This is a genomic window from Streptomyces zhaozhouensis (genome assembly GCF_900230195.1).
In the GTDB taxonomy this organism is placed as follows: Bacteria; Actinomycetota; Actinomycetes; order Streptomycetales; family Streptomycetaceae; genus Streptomyces; species Streptomyces zhaozhouensis.
Genome location: NZ_OCNE01000016.1, coordinates 83,083 through 107,746, shown reverse-complemented (window position 1 = coordinate 107,746; position 24,664 = coordinate 83,083). Strand labels below are relative to the sequence as shown.

Here is a 24,664-nt window from a genome sequence, read left to right as displayed (position 1 = left end):
CTCATGATCGTCGTCACGCCGGCCGCGCCCGCCCACGCGGAGGAGGCGGTGCGGGTCCTCGTCGGCGCCTTCCGGGAGGACCCCGTCATGTCGGTGTTCTTCCGGGGGCGACCGGACGAGCGCGAAGCCCGGCTCGGCCATCTGTTCCGCGTCACCGTGCGGGCCGGCCTCGCCGGCGGCGTGGTCGACCTGGCGCGCGACGACAGGGACGGGACCCTGCTCGGCGTCGCGGTCTGGTCCGCCCCGGGCCACCGGGACGCCGGAGGGCTCCAGCGCCTCCGCGACGCCGGGTCGTATCTGCGGGCCTTCGGGCCGTTCGGTCTGTGGCGTGCGCGCGGCTTCGAGCGGGTGCTCCACCTCGCGCGTCCGGGCGAGGCGCACTGGTATCTCGCGGCGATCGGCGTGCGGCCGGCCGGGCGCGGTCTCGGCGTCGGGTCCGCCCTGCTGGACGGGAGGCTGAGCACGGTGGACCGCGCGGCAACGGCCGCGCCCGCCTATCTGGAGGCGTCGACCGAGCGCAGTGCCGCCCTCTACGAACGGTTCGGATTCCTGCCCACCGGTAGGGTGGAGGGCTTCCCGCCGGGGGCGCGGCCGATCGCGATGTGGCGACCGGGGGCGCACACCGGGGCCCTCGCGCGGCAGGGCTGACCGGCGGCGGGGCTGACCGGTGTCCGGGCCTGGCCGACCAGGGGCCGGGCGTGAGCGGAGTGGAGACAGGCGCCGGATGACACGCAGGACACGAGAGCACCGGTCGGCGGCCGAACGTCGCGAGCAGTTGCTGGACGCCGCCGTCGAGGTCATGCGCGAGGGCGGTATCGGCGCGGCCAGCACGCGCGCGGTCGCCGAACGGGCCGGACTGCCGCAGGGCGCGTTCCACTACTGCTTCCGCTCCAAGGACGAGCTGTTCGCCGCCCTACTGGAACGCGAGTTGAACGCCTCCCTCGGCCAGGTGTGGGACGCCCTGGCCGAGGTGCGGGACATGGAGGCCAGCATCGCGGCCGCGCTGCGCGCGCTCCTGGACCATGTCCGCTCCGACCCCGAGTACCACCTGCTCTCCGCCGAGTTGACGGACATGGCGGCGCGCACGCCGGCCCTCGCGCACGTGGCGCGCAGGGAGCACACCACCTATGTCGACCATGTCGACCGGATGCTCCGCCGCTGGCAGGAGTCCGGTGGCGGCCGGCTGTCCGTCGACTCGCGGGCGCTGGCCGAGGCGCTGGTCGCCGCCTCCATCGGGATCACCTCCGCCTGGCTCAGCGCGCGCGACGACGAGGCCGCGCACGCCTCCGTCGCCCTGTTCTCCTCGGCGTTGGCGCGCGCGGCGACTCCCTGACGGGGCCGGGGCCCGACCCGGTCAGTCGGTGGGGTGGGCCCGCAGCGCGGCGATCAGCCAGTCGAACGCCGGGACCGCGGACGGGCGTGCCGGCCAGTCGTTGAGGACGCCTAGCAACTGCCAGTAACGTTCCACCTTTGCGTCGGTGAAGGTGGCCAACTGGTCAGCCAACCGGTGACGTTCACCAGTCGAGAGCCCGGGGTCGACCAGTTGGTCGAGGACCGTCCTGGCCTCGGCGGAGGCCGGGTCGGTCCCCTCCCGGGCGGCGCCGCCCGCGAGTTCCTGGACGCGCGAGGGGTCGGGGCCCGTGGGCGCCTCGGCGGGACGCGCCCCGGCCACGGCCATCTCGCGGACCCGGCGGCGAAACGCCTCGTCGCGCACGAGCGACCCCAGCTCCACCCACGCCTCCAGTTGCTCGGAGGTGGGGTCGGCGGGCAGTTCCGCCGGCAGGGCGCGCATCGCGTCGGCGATCCCGGCCCCGGGCGATGTCGAGGGCACCCCCTCGAAGACCTCCTGGACGAAGTCGTCGATGATGCGCTGCCGTTGGTCGGCCGACATCCTGGCCAGTTCGTGCATGAGTCTCATCTCCTCGGTCGTGCTGCCGTGTCGAGCGATCCACCGCAGCACCGCGCGCCGGATCCGGAGCGTGCGGATCTCCGCGTCCAACGCCCGCAGATGGGTCGCGGCCACCTCGCGCACCGTCGCCCTGCTGGCCAGCACCCGGCGGACCGTCTCCAGGTCGAAGCCGAGGTCCCGCAGCGTGCGGACGAGTTCCAGCCTGGCCACGGACTCGCTGTCGTACAGCCGGTAGCCGCTCGTCGAACGGCCGACCGGCGGTGTCACCCCGATGTCCGACCAGAAGCGGATCGTGCGCACCGGCAGCCCGGTCCGCCGGCCGAGGGCGCCGATCGTGAGGAGTTCCTCCCCGTCGTCGTGCCCGTCCCGCTCGCGGTGCTCTCGTCGTTCGTCGTGATCGCTCACGGGTGCAACCCTTCACCTTCCAGCGGGTGGAGACTCAAGCGGATACCGCGCGGCTCCCGGCTCGGCCCCCGGCGCGGGCTCCCGGCTCGGCCCGAGGGGGAGGGGCCCGCGGCGCGGTTCGGGGAGGGGGCCCGCGGGGAGAGAACGGAGAGGCTAGCGGAAGGTCAACGTCCGTTTGACGCAATCAAGTAGAAGCTTTGCCCAGTGCGGTGGCCTGCTTGTCCTCGTTTTGACCGTGGGGAAGCCAAATTTGACCGCATGAAGACCATTCATCGCACCCGAGCGGTTCAGGCCATCCTCGCCACAGCCGCCGCGGGCACGCTGCTGACGGGGGTGGCGGTCGCCCAGTCCGCCACCGGCGACCCCGAAAGCGCCCACCACCCCCGGCCCACCGACGAGCAGGAGATCCGGGACCTCTTCGAGGACTGGAACGACGCGCTCGCCACCGGCGACCCGGAGGCCGTCGCCGACCTCTACGCCGCGCACGCGGTCCTGGAACCGACACAGTCGAACGTCATACGGACCGACCGCGACGGCATAGTCGACTACTTCGAGCACTTTCTCGCCCAGCAGCCCGTCGGTGAGATCAACGAGTCCTACGTCGAACTCCTCGGCCCCGACGCGGCGGTCGACTCCGGGGCCTACACCTTCACGCTGACCGACCCGGAGACCGGGACGGTGGCCGACGTGGCCGCCCGCTACACCTTCGTCTACGAGCGGGACGAGGCCACGGGCGACTGGATGATCGTCAACCACCACTCGTCGGCGATGCCCGAGGGCTGACCCTCCGGCCGCTCCTCCGGTCGCGCGGAAACGGGCGGGTGGACCGGGAACTCACCGGCCCACCCGCCCGACCTGTGGTGTGCGACGTCGTCGCGCACCACGGAGCCGACCGGAGAGGAACCCTCGATGGACCCCCTGCGCCCGGAGACCTACGGCGAGTTGAACGCCGACGTGTACGACGAGTGGCACTCCGCCAACGACCCCGGCGACGCCGTGCGCGGCCTGGCCGAGCTGATCGACGAGGGGCCCGAGGGCCCGGTCCTGGAACTGGCCGTGGGCACCGGGCGGGTCACCCTCCCGCTGGCCGCGCGCGGCGTCGAACTCTGGGGCATCGACGCCTCCGAGGCGATGGTGGAACGGCTGCGCGCCAAGCCGGGAGGTGATCAGGTGCCCGTCACCATCGGGGACATGGCGGACGTCGAGCCCGAGACGGACGCCTCCTTCGCGATGGTCTTCGTGGTCTTCTCCACCTTCTTCTTCCTGATGTCCCAGGACGAGCAGGTGCGCTGCTTCGCCAACGTCGCCCGCCGCCTGCTGCCCGGCGGACGCTTCGTGCTGGAGTGCCCGATGCCCGACGTCGCGCGCTACGACCGCGACCAGCGGGTCGCGGCGCACCAGGTCGGGCTCGACCATGTGCGGCTCACCGCGGTCCGCCACGACCCGGTGGAGCAACGCTTCGAGGGACAGCACGTGTTGATCACCGACGACGGCATCAAGTTGGCGCCCGCGTTCATGCGCTACGCCTGGCCGAGCGAACTCGACCTGATGGCGCGGCTGGCCGGGCTGGAACGCCTCCACCGCTGGGGCGGATGGCACCGCGAGCCGTTCCGGGGCGAGGGCGAGTATGTGACGGTATATCAGAAACCGGTCTACTGACCGGAGTCGGCCGGACCCGGCTGGCGGCGGCGGGCCAGCCGGCGGCCCAGCAGCAGCGCCAGCGGGGGCAGCACCACGCACTGCGCGGCGGCGCTCAGCCAGAACGCCTCGACGACACCGGCGCGTTCGAAGAACCCGTATGCCGCCCCGCCCACCACCCCGCTGAGCAACGCACCGATCCCGACGGCCAGTCGCTGCTGTCCGAAGGTGACCGTGACCGAACGCGCCGAGAGCGCGATCGCCTCCAGGTCGTTCTTCAGGAAGAGCACCGCCGTGCCGAGACTCAACGCCGCCGCCCCGACCGCGACCCCCGCCGGCCCGCCGGTGGCGAACGCCCCCAGCCCCACCGCCATGCAGCCGAAGCCCACCACCATGGCCGCCGTGTGCCGGACCGCGCCCACCCGGGCGGCCAGCAGTGGCTGGAGAACGGCCAGCCCCAGGGAGTACCCCATCATGACCAGTCCGTAGCCCGCGGTCGGCAGCCGACCGGTCACAAAGACCGACAGATACTGGTAAAACTGCATGTAAAGGTAGTGGGTGACCACCGTGACCGTGAACGGCACCCACGCCAGCCCGTGCAACACCCGGCGGAACGGCTCGGCGTCCGTCGCCCGTGTGGGCGCCGAGCCCGGCCGCAGAAGCAGGTGGCCGACCGCGAGCAGCGTGTAGAGCACGCTGGTCACCCCGAAGAGCAGGCTCGGCCGGTGCAGAAAGAACGCCCCGGCCACCGGGCCGAGCGCGATGCCGAGGTTGCCCGCCGCGTTGCCGGCCGAGACCAGTCGCGGCCGTTCCGCCAAGCCTCCCGTCCTGACCAGCGCGGAACGGTAGGCCGGTGAGTAGAGCGCGCCCGCCGCACAGCTGAGGAAGAGCCCCACCACCGTGAGCGCCGGGATCCGCACCCCGGCCAGATAGGTCAGGGCGCCGGCCGTGTAGAGCGCGGTGGCCAGCACCAACGCCCGCCGCAGCCCCATCCGTTCGGCGAACGCGGCGGTGAAGGGCGCGCTCGCGAACTGGACCAGCGTGGCGAGGCCCAACACCACGCCGACCGTCGCCATCCCGACGCCCAGCCGGTCCCGCAGCAGCACCGCCAGATACGGGTAGACCGCGAACGTGCCGATGTTGACCAGGAACCCGCCGACCAGCAGGGCGAGTGGGGGGCCGGAAAGCAGGCGCCCCCGCGCGGTCGCCCCGGCCGCCGCGCGCGGGCTCAGCGCGGATCGACCGGGCTCGGCGAACGCTCCCCGGTCTCCGTCCCGGTCCCGGTCCCGGTCCCGGCCCCGGTCTCTGTCTCGGCCCCGGCGCCCGGCGCCGCCGGTCGCCCTCCCGGCGAGCGCCTGGCACGACCGCGCAGCCGCAGCACGGTGACCACCACGGCCACCGTGAAGACCAGCAGCCCTGACCAGAGCACCCACTGGTCAGGCCACGGCGCGGCCGACACCCCGTCCGGGGAACGACCACCGTCCACCCCGGTCACGATCACCAGTGCCAGCCCCACCAGCGTCGCCCCGACCACGACCCGCCCCGCGAGCCGCGCGCTGAACGGCACGGCGTGGTCCCGACGCGACCGCAGCCGTTCCCCCGGCCGGGCCGGCGCCATCAGCCGCCACAACAACAGGCCCGCCAACGGCAGTTGCAGAGCCCACACCATGGTCCTGAACGGCCCGTCGAACCACGCCTGGCTGGAGTAGAGCAGGGTGTGCCAGATGGAGAGGACGTAGACCACGATGACGAACCGGTGCAGCGCCAGCCAGATCCGGGAGCCCGTGCGGTTCCGCAGATAGAACGCGAGGCCCAGCGGCAGCGCCAGATAGAGCGCGAGCAGCCCGACGAGTATCGCGACCTGCCCCGTGCCGGTCGCGTAGCCACCCGGCACGAACGAGTCGACGAACGCGGTCCACACGCTGCGCCCGAACGACCAGCGGGTCTGGTTGTCCCTGATCTGGTCGGTGAAGAAGAAGAACGCGTGCATGAACATCAGCCCGATGGTGGTCAGGCTGGTGGTCCTGTGCCACTTCTCCAGTCGCGCCGCCGACAGCCAGCGCCAGCGCGGCCGTGGCCCGGAGCGCATCAGCCCGAAGGCGACGGTGATGTACGCCCACAGCATCGCCGACCAGCCGAACGCCTGGCACATCCAGTACATCCAGTACTTGTCGGCGTCCGCCAACATCGGCATGATCTTGATCGTCGCCGAGGCGCCGCTCTCCACCCGTGCGTAGAGCAGCCAGTAGATCAACAGCGTGAGCACCAGGGCCAACGACGCGTCCGGCACCGCCCCCCGCAGATCCGCGCGCAGCCCCGCCCAGTCGAACCCGGTGCGGCGCCCTCTCGCCCCGGGGGCGGAGGACGGTGCCGATTCGGAGACCTCAGCCATCACACAACTCCAGTTTCCAGTGGCACACCGCGAGGTCCCTCGGTGAAGAGTGACCGGCGGCGACAACGTGGCCCCACGCTCCCGGCTCAGAAGAATAACGACGATGTGCCCAACGGGGAAGACGAAGTGGAGAGTTCCGGAATTTCCTGGGCGCCTTGCGTCTACGCCGCCTCACACCCGCTTTCGTCTGCGATGATCCCCGGTGGCGGCGCTTCGCAGAAGGGGCGGGAAGAAAGGCCGAGAAAGTTGGCGAAGGCCGGGAACTTTTCGGGTCCCGCATCCGACAGGGGAAATCGATAACCGCCGGAAAACGGCCGGAGGCGTGTTCGGTGCCGTTTTCCCTTTTCGTTTCCCATTCCATGTGCACTGCTTCCCTGCGCACCCCCGCGACGTGCGATTCCTCGGACGGCTACGGGTGGGGTCCGCCCTCGGACGCCTCGATTGGGGCCCGCTCTCGGACGGTCGGGTTGGGCCCGCCGCGACGGGGTACCCGGCCCGCCACGGCGGAGGGAGTGAACGACGTGGCCGATGTCCCCCCGGCCTCCGGCCGAGCGCTGACGGTCTACCTCAACGACCACCTCGCCGGCGCCACGGCGGGCGTGGCGCTCGCCGGGCGACTGGCCCGCCACCGCCCCGCCCCGGCGGCGGCCGACGAACTGACGGCCCTGGCGGCCGAGGTGCGCGACGACCGCGCCCGACTGCGCACGCTGATGCGGGAGTTGGGCGTCTCCCCGCGCCGGTCCCTGGCGCTCGGCGCCGTTCTTGCCGAACGGCTCGGCCGGCTGAAGCCCAACGGGCGGCTGCTGCGCACGGCGGAGGCACGCGACGTGGTGGAACTGGAGGCCATGCTGCTGGGCGTGCAGGGCAAGGCCGCGCTGTGGCGTGCCCTGGCCGCGCTGCCGCAGATCGCGGCCACCGGCCGGGCGGCCGAGGTGCGGATGCTTCTCACGCGGGCGGAACGCCAGGCCCACCTCCTGGAACGCCTCCGCGCGGAGGCCACCCGGCGCACGCTGTCCCCCTCCGGGCCGGCGCACTGACCCCCCACGGCGCCCCCGCGCCCGCTTCCGCGCGGTGCGCGCCCTCTCACTCTCCGGCGCGGCGCCCGCTCACTCCTCCCCGTCCAGCACCAGCAGCACGTGCGCCTCGTCGCCCTCGCCCTCCCGGCCCGCCTCGCGGAAGCCGAGCCGCTCCAGCAGGCGCACCGAGCCGACGTTCCCCACATGCGGGTCGGCGTGCAGCGGCCGGTGCCGCTCCCGCTCCAGGAAGAGGGCCACCGCGCGGGTGCCGACGCCCCGCCCCCAGAACTCGCGGCCCAGCCAGTACCCGAGGAAGCGGCGCTCGCCGTCCCACCAGGCGACCACGTTCCCCGCCAGCCGTCCGTCGACGGTCACCGCGCGCACGAACACCCCGGGTGCGCCCAGGACGTTGGTGCGCCAGTGCCGGAGGAACCGCTCCCGCTCCCGCGGCGGGAAGCGGGACCGCCGCGCGGCCTCCGGGTCGTGCTCCTGGGCGAGAAACACCTCCAGGTCAGCATCCTCCACCTCGCGCAACCGCACTTCCGGGGCGCGTGCCATGTGTTCGACCATGCGCCGGAGTCTGCCACGCGGCACTGACAGTCCCGCCCGGACGGCGGCCCCCGGCCCGGACGCGGCCCCCGACCCGGACGCGGCACCCACCGGCACGCGGCCTCTGGCGGGCCCGCGCGCGGCGCGGGCCGGTGCCGTCGTTCCGCCGCCCGGCCGGCTACCAGGCGCGCAGCGCCAGCACCGACCACGCCACCGCGGCAGCGGTCGACGCGCCGGTGGTGAGCAGGGGGAGGCGGTCGATCAGCCGGTCGTCCCACTCCTCGCCCGTGCCGGAGGCGAACCGCAGCGTCGGCGTGGCCGCGCGGCCCAGCGCGAAGCCGAGACCCGCCAGCAGCGCCACCCCGACGTCGTTCGCCAGCGGCACCGCGAGGGCGAGGGCGTACGGCAGGCTCGCCGACACGTAGGTGCGCACACCGGTGCCCATCTCGAAGCCGAACTGGAGCGCGCCGCGTGCCAGGTCGCGTTGCAGGACGTCCTGCGGCACCTGCCGGGCGTTCTGCGGCAGCCTCAGGCGGGGGAGCAGTCCCGCGTCGCGTGCCACGGCCAGCAGCGCGAAGCCGACCGTCGCCGCGGCGCGCCACCCCGCGGGGACCGGCGCGACCAGCCCGGAGACGAGCCACAGTACGAGCGCGGAGAGCAGGGCGCCGAGCAGCAGCCCGGTGGAGAAGACCCCCAGGACGGTGGTCTGTCGGTGTACGGCCCGCCAACCTGGCGAGGCAAGCGCGTGCGCGCTGTTGCGCGTTCAAACGGAACCGGAGAGCGCGTAGCCGGCCAACCCGCCGAGCACCGTCCAGGTCAGCACGGGCGCGTACCAACTGGTGGCGACCGCGCCGAGGACCAGCACGAGCACCGGAACCGCCGGGTCGGTCACCCGGCGGCGCCACGCGGGCGTCGCCGGGGCTGCCTCGACATGTCCCAAGGCTCAGGCCCCGCCGACGAGGGTGCGCCAGGTCTGCTGACCGACGATGCCGTCCACGGTCAGGCCGGCCCCGCGCTGGAACTCCCGTGCGGCCTCGGCGGTCAGCGCCCCGAAGGCGCCGTCCACGGTCAGGGGGTAGCCGTGCTTGACCAGTTGCCGCTGGGCCCCGCTGACAGCCTCTCCGTTGTCGCCCTGGCGGACGGTGACGACCAGGTGGGTCCAGGTGGTCGGGTCGACGGTTCCGCTGGCGGTCAGGCCGGCGGACTCCTGGAAGTTCTCGACGGCGGTCGCCGTGTTCGGGCCGAAGATCCCGTCCGGTTCGGTGGTAAAGCCGTGGTGGCTGACCAGATGTTGCGCGGTATGGACGTCCGGCCCGCGTGAGCCGTTCTGGAGTGTCGGCCACGTGACGGTGCCCTCGCAGCCGCAGTCGGTCGTCCAGCGGCAGATGGACCGCACCCAGCCGGAGCCGGAGTTGAAGTAGCCGTCGTGGCAGCGTCGTTCGATACCGCAGCCGCAGGCACCACAGGCGCCGCTGAACGCCCACAGCCAGCCGTCGTAGGACCCGGAGTAGCACTGGTTGGGGCGCAGCGTCCAGGTGACGCCGTCGTTGCGGTGGAAGCCCTCGTACTGACCACTGGTCTCGCAGGCGGCGGCGTGCACGGTGCTGGGGCCGCAGCCGGGGGAGCAGTCGTGCTCGGACGCGTAGGAGGGGCAGTCGCCGGTCCAGATGTCGTAGCCGTCGGCGTAGGCCTGCCTCGCCGGACCGAAGACGCCGAGCGTGGCGAAGCCGACGACGGTGGCCGACTGGAGGACGGTGCGGCGTCGCGGGGCGAAGCTCGGCAGCGAGGAGACGCGGGGGCGGCGTTTCGGCCGGTCGGCGTTGCCGGCGCGGCGCAGCTGGGGAACCTGGTCGAGGCTGGTCATCACGCGCTCCTCGGCTGGCTGGGTCGGTGGGGTGCGGCGGAGGCGAGCAGTTCGCGCAACGCGGCGGCGGAGCCGAGCGGTTCGCTCCGCGTGACATGGCCGCTGGGGCCGACGAGGACGGCGAACGGTGTGGCGATCGCGTCGTAGGCGGTGAAGAGGTCGGGGCGGCGCTCGGTAACGGGTACGCCCGCGGTGTCCGCCGCGTCCCCGGGCGCGGGGGCGTCGCCCGCGTAGACCGCGCGCACGGCGGGCGCGGTGCCCGGCCTCGCGGCCTCGGCCAGCACCTCGGCGCAGGTGCGGCACTCGGCGCTGAGGAAGAGCAGCAGGGTCTCGCGGCCCTCGGCCAGCACGTCGGGGGCGAGCAGTTCGTCGGCGCCCGGCGCGCTGCTGCCCGGGGGGACGCCCAACCGTCCGGGGGCGCGGACGGGGCCGCCCCTGGAGAGCTGGTGAACCTGCCTGACCAGTCCGGAGACCACCAGGGCGAGCAGGGCGATGGCGACCCAGGAGAGGATCAGGGCGCTGGTGGTGAAGTCCACGGTCAGCGGCCTCCTTCGGCGGCGGCCAGGGGGCGGGCGGGGGACGGGTGAGGGGGCGGACGGTGGTGTCCCTGCCGACCGGCGTCAGGGGAGACCATGGCGGCGGGCAGCGTCCACAGCAGGGCGGTCAGCGCCGAGGCGGCCAGCGCCGCGACCGCCCACCGCGCGGCGCCCTCGGGGGGTGCCGCGGACCCGGCGGCGAGTGCGGCGCCGAGGAGGGCCGACGCGGCGAACGCCCAGGCCCGGCCGACGACCCAGCCGCTGAGCGGCACCTCGGCGCGTGAGCAGCCGCAGGGGCCGCCACGACCATGGGCCAGGGCGCGGCGGGTGTAGAGGGCGTAGCTGGTAAACAGTGCCGTGGCCGTGGTCAACACGGCTGCCAGCAGGGCTCGTTCACTGGTCAGCAGAGCGGTGGTCCCGGCCAGCACGAGCAGCCCCTCGGCCGCCGTGACGGCTCGCGCTGCCGGCACCACGGCGCGGCGCGGCAGCAGGCCGTGGGCGGTGAGCGCGTCGGGGAGCGTGCGGGGTCGGCTCAGATGCGCGGCGCAGCCGGCCAGCAGCGCCAGCAGCGTCACACCGGTGGCGACGGCGGCGAGCAGGGGCGTCACGCGGCGCTCACCCGGCGGTCCGCAGTTCCAGCCCGTCGACCAGCGTCGGGACGCGGTCCACGGCCGTGTCGGCGAGCGGCACGATGGTCGCCCACACCTCGGAGGAGGACAGCACGAAGAAGGGGCGGCCGTCGGAGAGCGTGTCGCGGAACAGCTCGCCGGAGGGGACCGAGGCGCCCTGCCAGGGCGGGAGTTGCACCGTGTGCTCGCGGGTGGGGCGGCCGATCTCGACCAGGCCGAGTGTGGGCACTTCCTTGACCACCGTCGCCGGCCGGGCCAGCCGGGTGCCGGCGGAGGTGTCGGGGGCGAGGGTGATCCCGTCCTGGTTTTCGGCGATGCCGAGGGTGCGCAGCAGCAACAGCACATCGGTGAGGCGGGCGCGGTAGAGCCGGGTGATCAGGCTGAACCGGCGGCCTTGCCAGCTGACCAGTGTCGGGTTTTCCACCTGCTGCGACTGGGCGTCGTACTCGCTGGTGGTGGCCGTGCGCAACGTGCCGCCCTGGAAGGCGAGTTCGCTGTCGAAACTGGTAACGCCAAGGGAGGAGGCGACCGCCTCGGCGAACTCGGCGGGTCCGGCGGTCAGTTCGTGGAGTCGGCCGTCGGCGACGACCTCCACGACGGAGGTCGCGGGACGGGTGAGGTCGAGGTCGGCGGCGAGTCGGTAGGCCACGCCGTCCAGCGCGCGGTGTTCGACGGCTGCGGATGGCGCCACGTGGTTCCTCCCGGGGAGCGTGCGTCGGTGCCCCAAGTCCGTTATCCCGGACGGCCGTTGACTCTACCCGTGTTGAATGACGGTGTACAGACAATGGAGGGGTGGTCGCGGACCATCCGCGCTCCCGCCCCCTCAACTCCGCACGACGACGGGCGCCTCCCCGCGCGGCAGCACCTCGCCGACCACCGGATGACCGGGTACCTCACCCGCGAGCAGCAGCCCGCCCGAGGTCTGCGCGTCGGCCAGCAACAGGCGTTCCACCTCGGGCAGCGCGCCGAACTCCACCCGGGGCGCGACCCAGTCCAGGTTCCGGCGCGAGCCGCCGCTGACGAAACCGTCCACCGCCGCCGCGCGCGCGTCCGCGAGCAACGGCACCGCCGCCGCGTCGAGGGCGAGCGTCACCCCGGAGGCGCGCGCCATGCGGTAGGCGTGCCCTAGCAGCCCGAACCCCGTCACATCGGTGCCCGCCCGCACCCCGGCCGCCACGGCCGCGAGGGAGGCGTCCCGGTTCAACCCGGTCATCACGGCCACCGCCTCGGGGAAGACCGTGCCCGTCGCCTTGTGCCGCGCGTTCAGCACGCCCGTGCCCAGCGGCTTGGTGAGCGTCAGCGCACGGCCCGGCTCCGCCGCGTCCAGCCGCAGCATCCGCGCGGGGTCGACCATCCCGACCACCGACATCCCGTACTTCGGCTCGGGGTCCGTCACGCTGTGCCCGCCCGAGACCTGGCAGCCGGCCGCGTGCGCCACCTCACGCCCGCCGCGCAACACCTCGGCCGCCAGCTCCATCGGCAGCGTCTCCCGAGGCCAGGCCAGCAGGTTGACCGCCGCCCAGGGCGTGCCGCCCATCGCGTACACGTCGGAGAGCGCGTTGGCGGCCGCGATCCGCCCCCAGTCGTAGGCGTCGTCCACCACCGGGGTGAAGAAGTCGGCGGTCGTGACGATCGCCCGTTCACCGTCCAGCCGTACCACCGCCGCGTCGTCCCCGCCGCCGTCGAGCCCCACCAGCAACTCCGCTGCCGGTGCCACCGGTTGGCTCGTGTCACTGCTCAGTGTGGCGACGAGCGCGTCGAGTTCGCCCGGCGGGATCTTGCAGGCGCAGCCTCCGCCGCCCGCGAACTGTGTCAGTCGAACGGTCATCCGCCGGACGCTACCGCCGAACGGTGACGCGGGCCAGAGCCGGAACGGCGTCCGCGCGCGACGGGTCAGTTGACGGGTAATCAGGTGACGGGTCAGGTGACCGGTCAGGTGACGGGAGGCGTCCGCGCGCGACGGGTCAGGTGACGGGAGAGGTGACCGGTCAGGCGGGTGGACCGGCGAGAGCGACCCGCGAAGTACACTGCCCGGCGGAGGCGGGCGGGTGCCTGGTGGCCCCCACGGTCTTCAACACCGATGCGGTCGGGAACCCCGGCCGGGTGGGTTCGATTCCCATACGCCTCCGCCAGGGCGCCCCGCCGGGCCCGGCGGGTGGCCTCCGCGACGCCCGCCCGTTCCGCGCGCCCCCGCGCCCCACCTCCGAGTGAAGCGCCACCCCCGGCTCACCCCGCCGACACGCGTCCCACCAGCGGAAACACGCCGTTTCTGCCCTGCGGCACGCTCCGGGACTCCATGGCGGACGCGACCGTCGCCTTCCTACTGTTCCGCCTGGCTCGTGCGTCGGCCACGGGTGTGCGCCACCGACCGGAGGAGAACCATGCAGCGACTCAGGGAACTCAGGAACATCGGCCCGCGCCTGTGGGCGGCGGCGGCCGTCCTGGTGTTCACCGCCGCGACCGCGACACTCGGCACCCACACCGCCTCGGCGGACTCCGACCAGTGTCCGAACGGCTCGTTCTGCGTCTGGGAACAGTCCAGCTACCGGGGCGACTTCCGGCACTACACCTCGTCCAACGCCAATGTCGGCGACTACATGAACGACCGCATGACCTCCTACTGGAACCGCACGGGCAAGACCGTCAGCGTGTACGAGCACTCCAACTACACCGGCTGCATGTTCTCCGTCGCCCCCGGAGCCTCCGAAGCCGCCGTGGCCTCGCACTTCAACGACAAGATGACCTCGATCCGCGTCGGGAGCGGCTGCTGACCCGGCACCCCGCCTCCCTCCCGTCCGTCCGCCCGTCCGTCCCGCGCCCGGGGCTGACGGGCGGACGGCGGGGCGCGACGGCGGCCGTCCCGCCTCGGGGAGAGGTCTCCACCCCCGACCACCCTGGCGCTGTCGGGCCCGGTCCCTGACCAGGTGCGTACTCGTTCCTACCGGTGGTCAATCATGGGGGGATGAGTACGTTTACCACCGCCCCCGCACGGCTCGGCGAGACACGGCTGCCCGACGGTCGGACGCTGGGCTGGGCCGAGTGGGGGCCCGAGGACGGTCTGCCCGTCCTGCTCTGTCCCGGCGCGGCCACCAGCCGCCGGCTCGGGTTCGGCCCCGAGGCCGTGGCGGCGCTGGGGGTGCGCCTGGTCTCCACCGACCGGCCTGGCCTGGGAGCCTCGTCCCCCGCGCCGGGCCGGACGTTCGCCGACTTCGCCGAGGACATGCGGCGACTGTCCGAGCGGCGCGGGCTGGGCCGCCCCGCCGTGGTGGGCAACTCGCAGGGCGCCCCGTTCGCCCTCGCCTGCGCCGTCGAGGGGGTCGCCAGCGCGCTGGCCGTCGTCTCCGGCGCGGACGAGGTCGCCGCCCCCGAGTTCGCCGACGCCCTCACCCCCGAGCTGCGCGGTGTCGTCGCGCGCACCGCGCGGGACCCGGGAGAGGCCGAGGCGTTCTTCGCCGGGCTCGGACCGGACGCGATGTGGCGGATGGTCATGGCCGGCAGCCCGGAGTCGGACCTGGCGGTCTACCGGCAGCCCGCGTTCGCCGCCGCCTACCGCGCCGCGCTGGACGAGGCGTTCGTCCAGGGCGGCGCCGGGTACGCCCGCGACACCGTGCTGGCGATGGGGCGTTGGCCGTTCGCGCTCGACCGGATCACCGTGCCGGTCGACATCTGGTACGGCGCACAGGACACCGGCCACTCGCCGGACAACGGCGCACGGCTCGCCGCCCGGGTCCCCGGCGCCCGCCGTCACCTCGTGCCGGGCGTCGGCGGCGCCGTGCTGTGGACCCGTGCCGAGGAGATCCTGGCCACGCTCGTCGGTCGCGGGGGTGACTCATAGGGCGGCGGCAAGCAGCGTCAACTGGTCAGCCGTGGTCAGCCTGGTCAGTTGATCTCCCACAGCACCCAGCCGTTGGCCATCGGGTCCCAGTCCGGCTTCCAGTAGACCAGCGTCGGGTCCTCGTCGGCCGGGACCGCGGCGATCACCCAGAAGTCCGCGGACTGCCCGACCGGCAGCATCTGGTCCTCGTGCCGCCCGCCGAAGTCGCCCCGACCGCCGTCGACACCGAACGCGTACCTGCTGCTGGCCGTCGGGACGCTGCCCTCCTCGAAGCTGGTAAAGGTGCCGAGGTGGCCCACCCAGCCGCTGGATGTCACCGTGAGCGCCTGACCACCGAGGTTTTCCAGTGAGACGTGCAGATAGACGGGCTTGAGCCCCTCCGACTGGACGGGGTCCATGATGTCCGCCGACAGCTCGCCGGGCTCGCCCGTCTCGACCTCGTGCACCGTGACCGAGAGCGCGCTGGGCCCGGGACCTGACCAGTCATAGGGGACGGCCTCACTGGACGCACCCAGTTCGTGCCGGTAGACCCCGGCCTCCTGGACCCGTACCCCGCCGATCTCCTCGGCCGACTCCGACTCCTCGCTCTCCCCGTTCTCCCCGGGAGCGGGCGCGTCACCCTCCTCCGCGGGGGACTGGCTCGCCCCGGGCCGACCACCGCCCTTGGCGGTGTCCTCGTCGTCGGACGAGGAGTTCAGCGCGGGTACCGCGACGGCGACGGCCAACGCGGCGACGACGACGCCCCCGGCCACCACCGCGGGCCAGCGCCGGCCGCCGGCCGCCGGCACCGCCGGCGCGGGCGGTGGCCCGGCCGGCGGCGGAGGCGGCGCCGAGGCCAGGGTCGGCGGGTGCGGAGGAGCGGGAAGGGCCGGTCCGGGCGGCGACGGAACGGGCGAGGCCACCGTCGCCGGCGGCTCGCCGCCGGCCAGAGCCGCGCCCAGCAGCGCGTCCAGCCGCTCGCCCGAAGGCCGCGCCGCCGGGTCGGCGACCAACAGCGCCGCGAGCACGGGCGCCAGCGCCCCGGCCCGGGTCGCGGGCGGCGGCCCGTCGAGGACGGCGGCCAGCGTCGCCATCGCCGTCGGCCGGCGTGACGGGTGCGCGCCCTCCACGGAGACGTACAGCAGCATCCCCAGCGCCCACAGGTCGGCCGCGGGCCCGGCGTCGCCGCCCCTGATCAGCTCGGGCGCCAGATACTCCGGAGAGGGGAAGGCACCCGCGTCGCCCGACGCCTCGGCCCGCCGGACGCCCTCGGAGAGAAAGCCGGTGAGGACCGCGCCCCCCTCCGGCCGGAGGATCACGTGCTCCGGCCGCACATCGCCGTGCCGCAGCCCGGCCCCGTGCGCGGCCCGCAGCGCGGAGAGCACCTGGCGCCCGAACGTCGCGGCCTCCGCCGGCGCCAGCGGCCCCTCCGCCAACCGGGCGGCGAGGCTGCGCCCGGCCACCCGCTCCATCACCACCCACAGCGCCGAGTCCGCACGGTCGACGGCGAGATGGAGAACGGTCGCCGCGTGCGGATGACCCAGCCCCGCCAGCGCTCTGGACTCCCGCAGCGCCCGCTCCTCGGCCGCCGGGGGCTCCTCGTCCCCCGCGGCGCCGAACGGCACCCGCTTGGCCACCACCTCCCGCCGGAGATCGACGTCGCGCGCCCGCCAGGCAGCGCCGGACGCCCCCTCGATGTTGACCAGTTGCTCTACCAGTTCGAAGCGGCCGTCCACGATCCGCCCGGCGTCATCCCCGTCCATGACGAGAGCCTAGCCACCCGTCGCCGCGCGCCGTGCGGCGGTGCGCCATGGCACGGAACACTGGTAAGCATCAAGGGCTTCGCATAGGTTGGGGCCGTCGCTGCCGCAGCCGCACGGCGCGGTTTGTGCCGGGGCCCGGCGGCGGGCCCGTTTGTCCCGGGGGAGGCCGCGTTGACCGACGCGCGACGCCGCGTGCCGCGCACCGACGTACTGCTGAGCGACCCTCGACTCGCCGCAGCCGAACGGACGTTGGGCCGCGCATTGGTCCGCAAAGCGGTCGTCGACGCCCAGGAACGGGTGCGCGCGGGCGCGTTGTCCCCCGAAAGCGCCGCCGAAGCCGCCGTCGCCGCCCTGCCGCGCGCCGCCACCACCCTGCGGCCGGTGGTCAATGCCACCGGAGTCCTCGTCCATACCAATCTCGGCCGCGCACCACTCTCCCCGGCCGCCGTCGAGGCACTGCGGGTCGCCTCGGGAACCACCGACGTCGAGTTCGACCTGACCAGTACCGCCGCCCGCCGCGCCCGCCGGGGCAGGGGCGCGCTGGCGGCGCTCGCCGGGGCGGTGCCCCGGGCCGAGGCCGTCCACGTGGTCAACAACAACGCCGCCGCACTCGCCCTCGTCGCCACCGCGCTGGCCGGCGGCAGGGAGATCGTCGTCAGCAGGGGCGAACTCGTCGAGATCGGCGACGGCTTCAGACTGCCGGAGCTCCTGGAATCCACCGGGGCACGGCTCGTCGAGGTCGGTACCACCAACCGCACCCATCTCGCCGACTACGCCCGCGCCCTCGGCCCCGACACCGGCTGCGTCCTGAAGATCCACCCCTCGAACTTCATCACCACCGGCTTTGTCGCCTCCGTGCCCGTCGCCCAACTCGCCACTCTCGGCGTTCCGTTGGTTCACGACATCGGCTCGGGACTACTGGCGCCGCACCCCGCGCTGCCGGCCGAACCCGACGCCGCGACCTCGTTGGCCGACGGCGCCGACCTGGTGACCGCCAGCGGCGACAAGCTGCTCGGCGGGCCGCAGGCCGGGCTGCTGCTCGGCCGCCGCGACCTGATCGAACGGCTCCGCGCCCATCCGCTCGCCCGCGCGCTGCGCGTCGACAAACTGACACTCGCCGCCCTGGAGGCCACCCTCATCGGCCCCCCACCGCCCACGCGCGACGCCCTTGAGACGCCGACCGCCGCACTGGCCGCCCGGGCGGCCGCCCTTGTCGACCGGCTCACCTCCGAGGGTGTCGCCGCCGAGGTCCGCACGAGCGAGGCGCGCGTCGGCGGCGGTGGCGCGCCCGAGGTGGTCCTGCCCAGTGCGGCCGTCGCGCTGCCCGCCGCACTCGCCTTGCCACTGCGCGCCGGCCACCCGGCCGTCGTCGGCCGCCTGCACGGTGACCGACTGCTGCTCGACCTGCGGACCGTGCCGGAGGAGGACGACCCCACGCTTCTCGCCGCGCTCCTCGCGGCGGCGCCCGCGCCGCACGCGACGGCGCCCGCGCCGCACACGACGGGGACCGGGCCGCACGCGACGGGGACCGCGCCATGACCGCGACGCCCCGCCCGGGGCTGGTCGTCGCCACCGCGGGCCATGTCGACCACGGCAAGTCCGCCCTGCTGCGCGCCCTCACCGGCACGGACCCCGACCGGCTCGCCGAGGAACGCCGCCGCGGCCTCACTCTCGACCTCGGCTTCGTCTGGACCACCGCGCCCGACGGCCGGCCCCTCGCCTTCGTCGACGTGCCGGGACACCACCGCTATCTGGCGACCACCTTCGCCGGCGTCGCCACCGCGCCGGCCGTGCTGCTGGTCGTCTCCGCCGACGAGGGCTGGCGCCCGCAGACCGAGCAACACCTGGCCGCCATCGACGCGTTCGGCATCCGCTCCGGCCTCCTCGTCATCACCCGCAGCGATCTCGCCGACCCGGGAGCGGCTCGCGCTCAGGCGGGGGAACGCCTCGCCCGCAGCGGCCTCGCCGGTGCCCCCGCCGTCGCGGTCAGCGCCCGCACCGGCGCCGGCCTCGACCAACTCCGTGCTGAACTGGCGGCGTTGGCCACCGACCTGCCCATGCCCGACGCCGCGGCACCCGTACGGCTCTGGCTGGACCGGGCGTTCACCGTCGACGGTGCCGGAACGGTCGTCACCGGAACCCTGACCGCCGGCACCCTCGCCGTCGACGACACGCTCCGGCTGGCCCCCAGCGACGCGCCCGTCCGGATCCGCGGTCTGCAGAGCCTCGGCCGCGAAGTCTCCCGGGTCACGGGCCCGGCCCGGGTCGCCGTCAACCTCCGCCGCGTCCAGGCCGACCAACTACGCAGGGGCCAGGCTCTGTTGACCCCCGAGCGGTGGTGGAGCGCCACCACCGTCGACATCCGCCACGCCCCCGGCAGCTCGGGACGCGCCGGCGCGTCGACCACGTCCCCACGGCTGCCCGCGGAACCGCTCGTCCACTGCGGAACGGCCGTGACCAGCGCCCGCCTGCGGCCGCTCCGTGAGGACTCGGCCCGGCTCACCCTGCGCACGCCGCTGCCCCTGCACGTCGGCGACCGGATTCTGCTGCGCGACCCGGGTTCCCGCCTGCTGCTGGGCGCCACCGTCCTCGACCTCGACCCGCCGCTGCTCACCGGTCGGGGGGCGGCGGCCCACCGCGCCCGCCGACTCGCGGCCGTCACCGACCCCCACGACCCCGCCGTCCGCGTGGCGGCCACCGGGCTGGCCCGGCGCCATCAACTGGTAAGCATGGGCTACGCGTTGCCGACCTCGGGTGACCAGTGGCTGGTCGACCCCGCGCACGCCGAACGCCTCGCCGCCGCGCTGGCCGGGGCCGTGCGCGAGCACGCCGCCGCCCACCCCGACGACCCGGGACTGCCACTGGCCGCGGCGCGCCGACGGCTTCAACTCCCGGACGGGGTACCGCTGTCGACGTTCACCGGTCCTGACCTGGTGGAGCGCGGGGAACGCCTCTACCGCGCGGTGGATGCCGAACGGCTGCCCCCCGCCGTCGCGACCGCCCTCGACCGGCTGCTGGCCGAGCTGGCGGAGGCCCCGTTCGCGGCCCCCACCCGACAGCGGCTCAACGAACTGGGTCTGAGCGGCGACGCGTTGGCGCTGCTGGTGCGGCGCGGGCGACTCGAACGCGTCGGCACGCTGTATCTCGCCCCCGGGGCAACCCCGCGGGCCGCGGCCCGACTCCGGAGGTTGCCGCAGCCGTTCACCGTGGGAGAGGCGGCCAGGGCGCTGGGAACCAGTCGACGGGTGGCCGTTCCGCTGCTGGAGGCGCTGGACGCCGCTCTGCTCACCCGCCGCCACCCCGACGGCCGCCGTGCCACGCGTGACCCCGTCCCCCATGCCGGTTGACCAGCTCGCGGCTTGACCGGCTCGCGGCTTGACCAGTCGGTCAACGGGTTGGCGCCGTCAGGCCGGAGACCGCGGCGCGCTCTCGCGCGGTGCGCCGCGCTCCCCTCATGACCTCCGGGTTTACCTGTCCAGTCGGTCGGCGGCCACATTGATCAGCACGACGACGGTGACGCCCAGCGACAACTGCCACCACAGGTCGAAGACGAAATGGAGCAGGGCGAAGAGCAGCCCTGCCGCCACCAGGTAGCCCACGACCGCCGTGAAGCGCTCCGCGCGCTCCTCCGCCAGCTCCGCCTCCTTGCGCTCCCGCTCGCTTCTCCGTCTGGCTTCGGCCTCCTCGCGGTCGCGTTCCCGCAGGGCGTCGCGGAAGGCGCGCTGCAGCTCGTCGGGGTCGTGTCGCTCGCTCAGGTTGAAGTTGACGCTCCCGTAGACGGAGCCGAACTGTCCCACCTGGCCGATGTCTCCGCCGTTGATCTCGTTGTGCGCGTTCGCGTCATCGTCCTCCTCTCGGTGAGTTCTCTCCATGCGGTCCAGCGTTCCAGCTTCACGGACACCGCTCCAGCACGGGCGGTCGCCAGATTCGTAACAGTGTGCGCCCCGCCACCCCGGTCTGACGCGTCCGGGGCGGGGACAGGAACGTGAGAGGGGGCGAGGCGAGCGCGCGGGGAGAGGTCGAGCGAGGTGCGGAGTGAACCTTGTCACTGACCGATCGGTCAGAACTGACCGATCGGTCAGGTTACGGTGGGGCCATGGCCCGCCCCTCCGCCGCGCTCCGCGGCCGCATCCTGGACTCCTCCCGGCATCTCTTCTCCGAGCGCGGCTACGAAGCCACCTCATTGCAGGAGATCGCCTCCGACGTGGGCTGCTCCAAGGCCGCGCTGCTTTACCACTTCAGAAACAAGGACGCGTTGCTCGCCGAGCTGCTGACCCCCGTCGGGCAGCGGGTGGTCGAGCTGCTGGAGAAGGTGGCCCCGCTCGACGGCGAGGAACTGGTCAGGACCACCGTGGCCGACCTGGTCGACAGCGCGCTGGAGTACCGGCTGGAGATCCGCCTGCTCTTCGAGGACCTGCCCCGGCTGTCGCACCGACCCGAGCTGAACCTGCTGCCCGACAGCACCGACCGGTTGTTCGACTGTCTGACCGGAAGATCGCGCGATCCCCGCGCCCGGGTGGCCGCCTCCATGGTGCTGACCGGGGTCGCCCTGACCGCGAGCGCCCCCGACAACGCCCCCGTCGGCGGCGAGGGCTCCGACGCCGACCTGCGCCAGGGCCTGGTCGAGGCCTCCCTGCGGGCCCTCGGCCGCGACGTCTGACCCCCGGGCGCCCCGCCCCCCGCCCCCAGGATCCCGAACGCCCCCACGATCCCGACGCCCCGGAAACCCACCGAAGGAAGACCCCCATGGCTACCCTCCTCTACCGGCTCGGCCGCGCGGCGTTCCGCCGCCGCGGACGCGTGGTCGCGGTCTGGCTGCTCCTGCTGGGCCTGCTCGGCGGCGCCGCCGCCGCGTTCAGCGGAACGATGACGGACGACTTCACCATGCCGGGCACCGAGTCCCAGCGGGCGATGGACGCGTTGGAACGTGACTTCCCGCAGGCCTCCGGCGCCGCCGGCACCGTCGTGGTCGCGGCCCCCGAGGGCGAGACTTTGGAGCCGGCCGACCTCGCGCCCCTGGTCCGGGAGGCGGCGGCCATTCCCGGCGTCGTCACCGCGATGGACCCCTTCGCCACCGGCGCCGTCTCCGACGACGGGCGCTACGCCCTGATCCAGACCCAGTTCGAGAGCGCCACCGCCGACATCACCCAGGAGCAGACCGACGCGTTCCAGCGGGTCGGCGCCGACGCCGACGGCCTGCGGGTGGAGCACGGTGGCGAGGTCGTCACCGCCCAGGCGGGGGTCCACGCCGGGGCGACCGAGGTCATCGGCGTGCTGGTCGCCGCGGTCGTGCTGGTCCTCACCTTCGGCTCCCTCGTGGCCGCCGGCATGACCCTGTTGAACGCGCTGATCGGCGTCGGCGTCGGCATGGCGGGGCTGTTCGCGCTGAGCGGCTCCGTCGAACTCAGCTCCACCGCCCCGATCCTCGCGCTGATGCTGGGCCTGGCCGTCGGTATCGACTACTCGCTCTTCCTCGCCTCCCGCTACCGCCAGCTGCTCACCGAGGGGGTCGACCCCGAGGAGGCCGCGGGCCGTGCCACGGGCACCGCGGGGTCGGCCGTCGTCTTCGCCGGCGCCACCGTCGTCATCGCGCTCTCCGGCCTGTCCGTCGTCGGCATCCCGTTCCTGACCGTGATGGGGCTGGCCGCCGCCGCGACCGTCGCGGTGGCCGTCGTGGTCGCCCTCACCCTGCTGCCCGCGATGCTCGGCTACGCCGGCGACCGCGTGCTGCCCCGCGCCCGACGCGGCGGGTCGGCGGACGCCGGCGCGAAGGCCCGCGCCCACGCCGCCGACGCCGCCGGTGGCGCCGAAACCGGGGGTGGTGCCGACGCCGTTGGTGGTGCCGAAACCCGTGGTGGTGCCGACGCCGACGCCGACGCGCGGCAGCGTCACGGCCGGGGCGCCGGCTTCGCCTGGGGACGACTGGTCACCCGCCTGCGCCTTCCGCTGCTCCTGGTCGGGGTGGCCGGCCTCGGGCTGCTCGCGTTGCCGATGCAGGACATGCGGCTGGCGCTGCCGGACGCCTCGACGGCCGCCGAGGACAGCCCCGAGCGGGGGGCCTACGACCTGACCACCGAGGGCTTCGGCCCCGGTTTCAACGCCCGGCTCGTCGCCGTGGTCACGGGTGACACCCCCGAGGCGACCGCCCGGGCGGCCGAGGAGGCCGCCGGCGTCATCGACGCCACCGAGGGGGTCGTCACGGTCACCCCGCCGCAGCCCAACGAGACAGGCACCACCGCGCTGTTGAACGTCACGCCGGCGACCGGTCCGACCGACGCCGCGACGGAGGACACCGTCCACGCGCTCCGCGACCAGGTCGCCGACATCGAGGGCGCCGACATCGCCCTGACCGGCACCACCGCCGTGGGCATCGACGTCTCCGAGAAGCTCGCCGACGCCCTGCCCGTCTATCTGCTCCTGGTCGTCGGGCTGTCCTTCTTCCTGTTGATGCTGGTCTTCCGCTCGGTCCTGGTCCCGCTGAAGGCCGCCGTCGGTTTCCTGCTGACCGTGGGCGCCACGTTCGGCCTCACCGTCGCCGTCTTCCAGGAGGGGCACCTCGCCGAACTCGTCGGTTTGGATACCACTGGTCCACTGGTCAGCTTCCTGCCGATCCTGCTCATCGGCATCCTCTTCGGACTGGCCATGGACTACGAGGTCTTCCTCGTCTCCCGGATGCGGGAGGACTACGTCCATGGCCACGCCCCGCGCCAGGCCGCCATCAACGGGTTGGGACACAACGGCCGCGTCGTCACCGCCGCCGCCGTCATCATGATCTCCGTCTTCGCCGGCTTCGCGCTCGCGGACGACCCGATCATCAAGTCCATCGGCTTCGCCCTCGCCGTCGGCGTGCTCATCGACGCCTTCGTCGTGCGCATGACCCTGGTGCCCGCCACGATGGCCCTGCTGGGGCGCGCCGCCTGGTGGCTGCCGCGCCCGTTGGACCGCGCGCTGCCCGACCTCGACGTCGAGGGCGAACGGCTCCAGCGTGAACTGGCCGCCACCCGCACCGAGTAGCGCCCCTGCCGGGGGCGTCCCGCCCGGCCCCTGGCCCCCGGCCCCTGGCCCCTGGCCCCTGGCCCTCGGCCCCCTGCCTCCGGCCTGGGCCGGGGCCTGGGTTGGGGCCGGGCTCCCGGCTCCGACCATCGACACTGGTCACCGACCACCGGCACCAACCACAGGTAGCGACCACCTGTCACCGGTAGCGACCACCGGCACCAACCACGGGTCCCTACCACCGACCACCGGTACCGACCACCAACCACCGGTACCAACCACCGGCACCGACCGGCACCAACCACCGGCACCGACCACCGGTACCGACCACCGGCACCAGCCACCGGTACCAACCACCTGCCACCGGTACCAACCACCTGCCGCCGGTACCGACCACCGGCACCGACTGGCACCAGCCACCGGTACCAACCACCTGCCATCCGCCACTAACCACCCGCCACCGGCGGTAGCCGCTGGCGGCAAAGCTGACCAGTTGGTGAGGGGAAGGGCGGCCACTCACCGGGTGTTTCAGTCAGTCGAGCGCGTGGGCACGGCACGTCCGCAGGATCTCGTCGGACAGTTCGGGCTGGACGTCACGCACGGCCCGGGCCAGGGCCATCGCCCCCACGAGCCGGCTGAGCAGCAGCATGGCGCGGTCCCGCGCCTCCTCCGGGGAGATCTCCCCTTCCCGCTCACGGGCGAACTCCCCGGCGAAGCCCGCGAGATAACCCTCCACCCCGGCCGCGTAGGCGCTCTGCACCGTTTCGCTGTGCCGCCCGGCGTCGGTGACCAGGGAGGCGGAGGGGCAGCCGCCGTCCGTGGCGTCGCGGTGGGCGGCCGAGAGATAGTCGTCCACCACCCGCCTCAGCGGCGGGCCGGCCGGGGCGACGCCTTCCTCAAGGGCCTGGTCCAGAACGCCCAGAGAGGCTTCGAACGAGGCGCCGCACGCCTCGGCGGCCAACTCGTCCTTGGAGGCGAAGTGGTTGTAGAAGCCGCCGTGGGTCAGCCCCGCCTCCTTCATCAGCTCGGCGATCCCCACGGCGTCGAAACCCTGCGAGCGGAACATGCGTCCTGCCGCCTCGACGATGTTCTGCCGGTTCCTGGCCTTGTCTTCCCTGGTGATGCGCGGCACGGCCGCCCTCCCGCGTCGGCGGTG

25 protein-coding genes and 1 tRNA gene are annotated in these 24,664 nt (G+C 73.8%); 12 read left to right on the top strand and 14 right to left on the bottom strand.

The features are described from left to right. Window positions 1-3 precede the first annotated feature (3 nt). Together CRP51_RS20855 and CRP51_RS20850 are read left to right on the top strand one after the other, a co-directional pair. Window positions 4-648, top strand: coding sequence for a GNAT family N-acetyltransferase (locus tag CRP51_RS20855; RefSeq protein ID WP_170970624.1), 645 nt, complete (start codon window positions 4-6; stop codon window positions 646-648). A gap of 76 nt (window positions 649-724) precedes the next feature. After that, window positions 725-1,333, top strand: coding sequence for a TetR/AcrR family transcriptional regulator (locus CRP51_RS20850; RefSeq protein ID WP_097232810.1), 609 nt, complete (start codon window positions 725-727; stop codon window positions 1,331-1,333). 21 nt (window positions 1,334-1,354) lie between these two features. Here the strand turns inward: CRP51_RS20850 and CRP51_RS20845 are convergent, their stop codons facing one another. Further along, complete coding sequence (locus CRP51_RS20845) at window positions 1,355-2,314, bottom strand: MerR family transcriptional regulator (protein WP_097232809.1); 960 nt, start codon at window positions 2,312-2,314, stop codon at window positions 1,355-1,357. A 258-nt stretch (window positions 2,315-2,572) separates the two neighbouring features. On the opposite strand from CRP51_RS20845, the gene CRP51_RS20840 reads away from it, so the two are divergent. Beyond that, window positions 2,573-3,097 carry an SgcJ/EcaC family oxidoreductase gene (locus CRP51_RS20840; protein WP_097232808.1) on the top strand — a complete coding sequence of 175 codons (525 nt, stop codon included), beginning with the start codon at window positions 2,573-2,575 and terminating at the stop codon, window positions 3,095-3,097. Between the two features lie 126 nt (window positions 3,098-3,223). Then, entirely contained in the window at window positions 3,224-3,973 is a 750-nt protein-coding gene (locus CRP51_RS20835; RefSeq protein WP_097232807.1) for a class I SAM-dependent DNA methyltransferase, read from the top strand. Here CRP51_RS20835 and CRP51_RS20830 read toward each other — a convergent pair. After that, complete coding sequence (locus CRP51_RS20830; RefSeq protein ID WP_439333199.1) at window positions 3,967-5,142, bottom strand: MFS transporter; 1,176 nt, start codon at window positions 5,140-5,142, stop codon at window positions 3,967-3,969. The genes CRP51_RS20835 and CRP51_RS20830 overlap by 7 nt on opposite strands. Window positions 5,143-5,180: 38 nt before the next feature. After that, entirely contained in the window at window positions 5,181-6,344 is a 1,164-nt protein-coding gene (locus CRP51_RS20825; protein ID WP_097232806.1) for a ferric reductase-like transmembrane domain-containing protein, read from the bottom strand. 521 nt (window positions 6,345-6,865) lie between these two features. Here CRP51_RS20825 and CRP51_RS20820 point away from each other — a divergent pair. Beyond that, window positions 6,866-7,381 (top strand): hypothetical protein, encoded by a 516-nt coding sequence (locus tag CRP51_RS20820; protein ID WP_141514635.1) that lies wholly within the window; start codon window positions 6,866-6,868, stop codon window positions 7,379-7,381. Between the two features lie 69 nt (window positions 7,382-7,450). Here the strand turns inward: CRP51_RS20820 and CRP51_RS20815 are convergent, their stop codons facing one another. The 8 genes from CRP51_RS20815 to selD all read right to left on the bottom strand — a co-directional run bounded on the left by CRP51_RS20815 (window position 7,451) and on the right by selD (window position 12,766). After that, the gene (locus CRP51_RS20815; RefSeq protein ID WP_170970623.1) at window positions 7,451-7,918 is read right to left on the bottom strand and encodes a GNAT family N-acetyltransferase; all 468 of its coding nucleotides are present in this window, start codon (window positions 7,916-7,918) and stop codon (window positions 7,451-7,453) included. Between the two features lie 169 nt (window positions 7,919-8,087). Then, the gene (locus CRP51_RS20810; RefSeq protein ID WP_245880713.1) at window positions 8,088-8,471 is read right to left on the bottom strand and encodes a hypothetical protein; all 384 of its coding nucleotides are present in this window, start codon (window positions 8,469-8,471) and stop codon (window positions 8,088-8,090) included. Window positions 8,472-8,672: 201 nt separating this feature from the next. Further along, the gene (locus CRP51_RS30025) at window positions 8,673-8,801 is read right to left on the bottom strand and encodes a hypothetical protein (protein WP_281259693.1); all 129 of its coding nucleotides are present in this window, start codon (window positions 8,799-8,801) and stop codon (window positions 8,673-8,675) included. Between the two features lie 51 nt (window positions 8,802-8,852). After that, the gene (locus CRP51_RS20805; protein ID WP_097232803.1) at window positions 8,853-9,773 is read right to left on the bottom strand and encodes a peptidoglycan-binding domain-containing protein; all 921 of its coding nucleotides are present in this window, start codon (window positions 9,771-9,773) and stop codon (window positions 8,853-8,855) included. After that, complete coding sequence (locus CRP51_RS20800) at window positions 9,773-10,309, bottom strand: hypothetical protein (RefSeq protein WP_097232802.1); 537 nt, start codon at window positions 10,307-10,309, stop codon at window positions 9,773-9,775. The genes CRP51_RS20805 and CRP51_RS20800 overlap by 1 nt, the downstream gene beginning before the upstream one ends. Before the next feature lie 2 nt (window positions 10,310-10,311). Continuing rightward, the gene (locus CRP51_RS20795) at window positions 10,312-10,917 is read right to left on the bottom strand and encodes a MauE/DoxX family redox-associated membrane protein (RefSeq protein ID WP_097232801.1); all 606 of its coding nucleotides are present in this window, start codon (window positions 10,915-10,917) and stop codon (window positions 10,312-10,314) included. 7 nt (window positions 10,918-10,924) lie between these two features. Continuing rightward, window positions 10,925-11,629: a hypothetical protein gene (locus CRP51_RS20790; protein ID WP_097232800.1), complete on the bottom strand. Its 705-nt coding sequence runs from the start codon at window positions 11,627-11,629 to the stop codon at window positions 10,925-10,927. Between the two features lie 132 nt (window positions 11,630-11,761). Further along, entirely contained in the window at window positions 11,762-12,766 is a 1,005-nt protein-coding gene (selD, locus tag CRP51_RS20785; RefSeq protein WP_097232799.1) for a selenide, water dikinase SelD, read from the bottom strand. Between the two features lie 208 nt (window positions 12,767-12,974). On the opposite strand from selD, the gene CRP51_RS28925 reads away from it, so the two are divergent. From CRP51_RS28925 to CRP51_RS20775, 3 genes are all read left to right on the top strand, one after another. Then, window positions 12,975-13,070, top strand: a tRNA-Sec gene (locus tag CRP51_RS28925). A gap of 249 nt (window positions 13,071-13,319) precedes the next feature. Then, entirely contained in the window at window positions 13,320-13,709 is a 390-nt protein-coding gene (locus CRP51_RS20780; RefSeq protein WP_097232798.1) for a peptidase inhibitor family I36 protein, read from the top strand. A 191-nt stretch (window positions 13,710-13,900) separates the two neighbouring features. Further along, on the top strand, window positions 13,901-14,773 hold the full coding sequence (locus CRP51_RS20775) for an alpha/beta fold hydrolase (RefSeq protein ID WP_097232797.1): 873 nt from the start codon (window positions 13,901-13,903) through the stop codon (window positions 14,771-14,773). A gap of 44 nt (window positions 14,774-14,817) precedes the next feature. Here CRP51_RS20775 and CRP51_RS20770 read toward each other — a convergent pair whose 3' ends face one another. After that, complete coding sequence (locus CRP51_RS20770) at window positions 14,818-16,515, bottom strand: protein kinase domain-containing protein (protein ID WP_097232796.1); 1,698 nt, start codon at window positions 16,513-16,515, stop codon at window positions 14,818-14,820. A gap of 171 nt (window positions 16,516-16,686) precedes the next feature. On the opposite strand from CRP51_RS20770, the gene selA reads away from it, so the two are divergent. Together selA and selB are read left to right on the top strand one after the other, a co-directional pair. Further along, a complete protein-coding gene (selA, locus tag CRP51_RS20765; protein ID WP_097232795.1) occupies window positions 16,687-18,054 on the top strand; it encodes an L-seryl-tRNA(Sec) selenium transferase in 1,368 nt (455 codons plus the stop codon). Next, window positions 18,051-19,862 carry a selenocysteine-specific translation elongation factor gene (selB, locus tag CRP51_RS20760; protein ID WP_097232794.1) on the top strand — a complete coding sequence of 604 codons (1,812 nt, stop codon included), beginning with the start codon at window positions 18,051-18,053 and terminating at the stop codon, window positions 19,860-19,862. Before selA ends, selB begins: the two co-directional genes overlap by 4 nt. Window positions 19,863-19,982: 120 nt before the next feature. Here selB and CRP51_RS20755 read toward each other — a convergent pair whose 3' ends face one another. Next, entirely contained in the window at window positions 19,983-20,387 is a 405-nt protein-coding gene (locus tag CRP51_RS20755) for a hypothetical protein (RefSeq protein WP_097232793.1), read from the bottom strand. Window positions 20,388-20,611: 224 nt separating this feature from the next. Here CRP51_RS20755 and CRP51_RS20750 point away from each other — a divergent pair, with 224 nt between their 5' ends. After that, window positions 20,612-21,175: a TetR/AcrR family transcriptional regulator gene (locus tag CRP51_RS20750; RefSeq protein WP_097232792.1), complete on the top strand. Its 564-nt coding sequence runs from the start codon at window positions 20,612-20,614 to the stop codon at window positions 21,173-21,175. Window positions 21,176-21,261: 86 nt separating this feature from the next. After that, a complete protein-coding gene (locus CRP51_RS20745) occupies window positions 21,262-23,529 on the top strand; it encodes an MMPL family transporter (RefSeq protein WP_097232791.1) in 2,268 nt (755 codons plus the stop codon). 511 nt (window positions 23,530-24,040) lie between these two features. On the opposite strand, the gene CRP51_RS20740 is transcribed toward CRP51_RS20745, so the two are convergent. After that, window positions 24,041-24,640 carry a TetR/AcrR family transcriptional regulator gene (locus CRP51_RS20740; RefSeq protein WP_097232790.1) on the bottom strand — a complete coding sequence of 200 codons (600 nt, stop codon included), beginning with the start codon at window positions 24,638-24,640 and terminating at the stop codon, window positions 24,041-24,043. Between the last annotated feature and the right edge of the window lie 24 nt (window positions 24,641-24,664).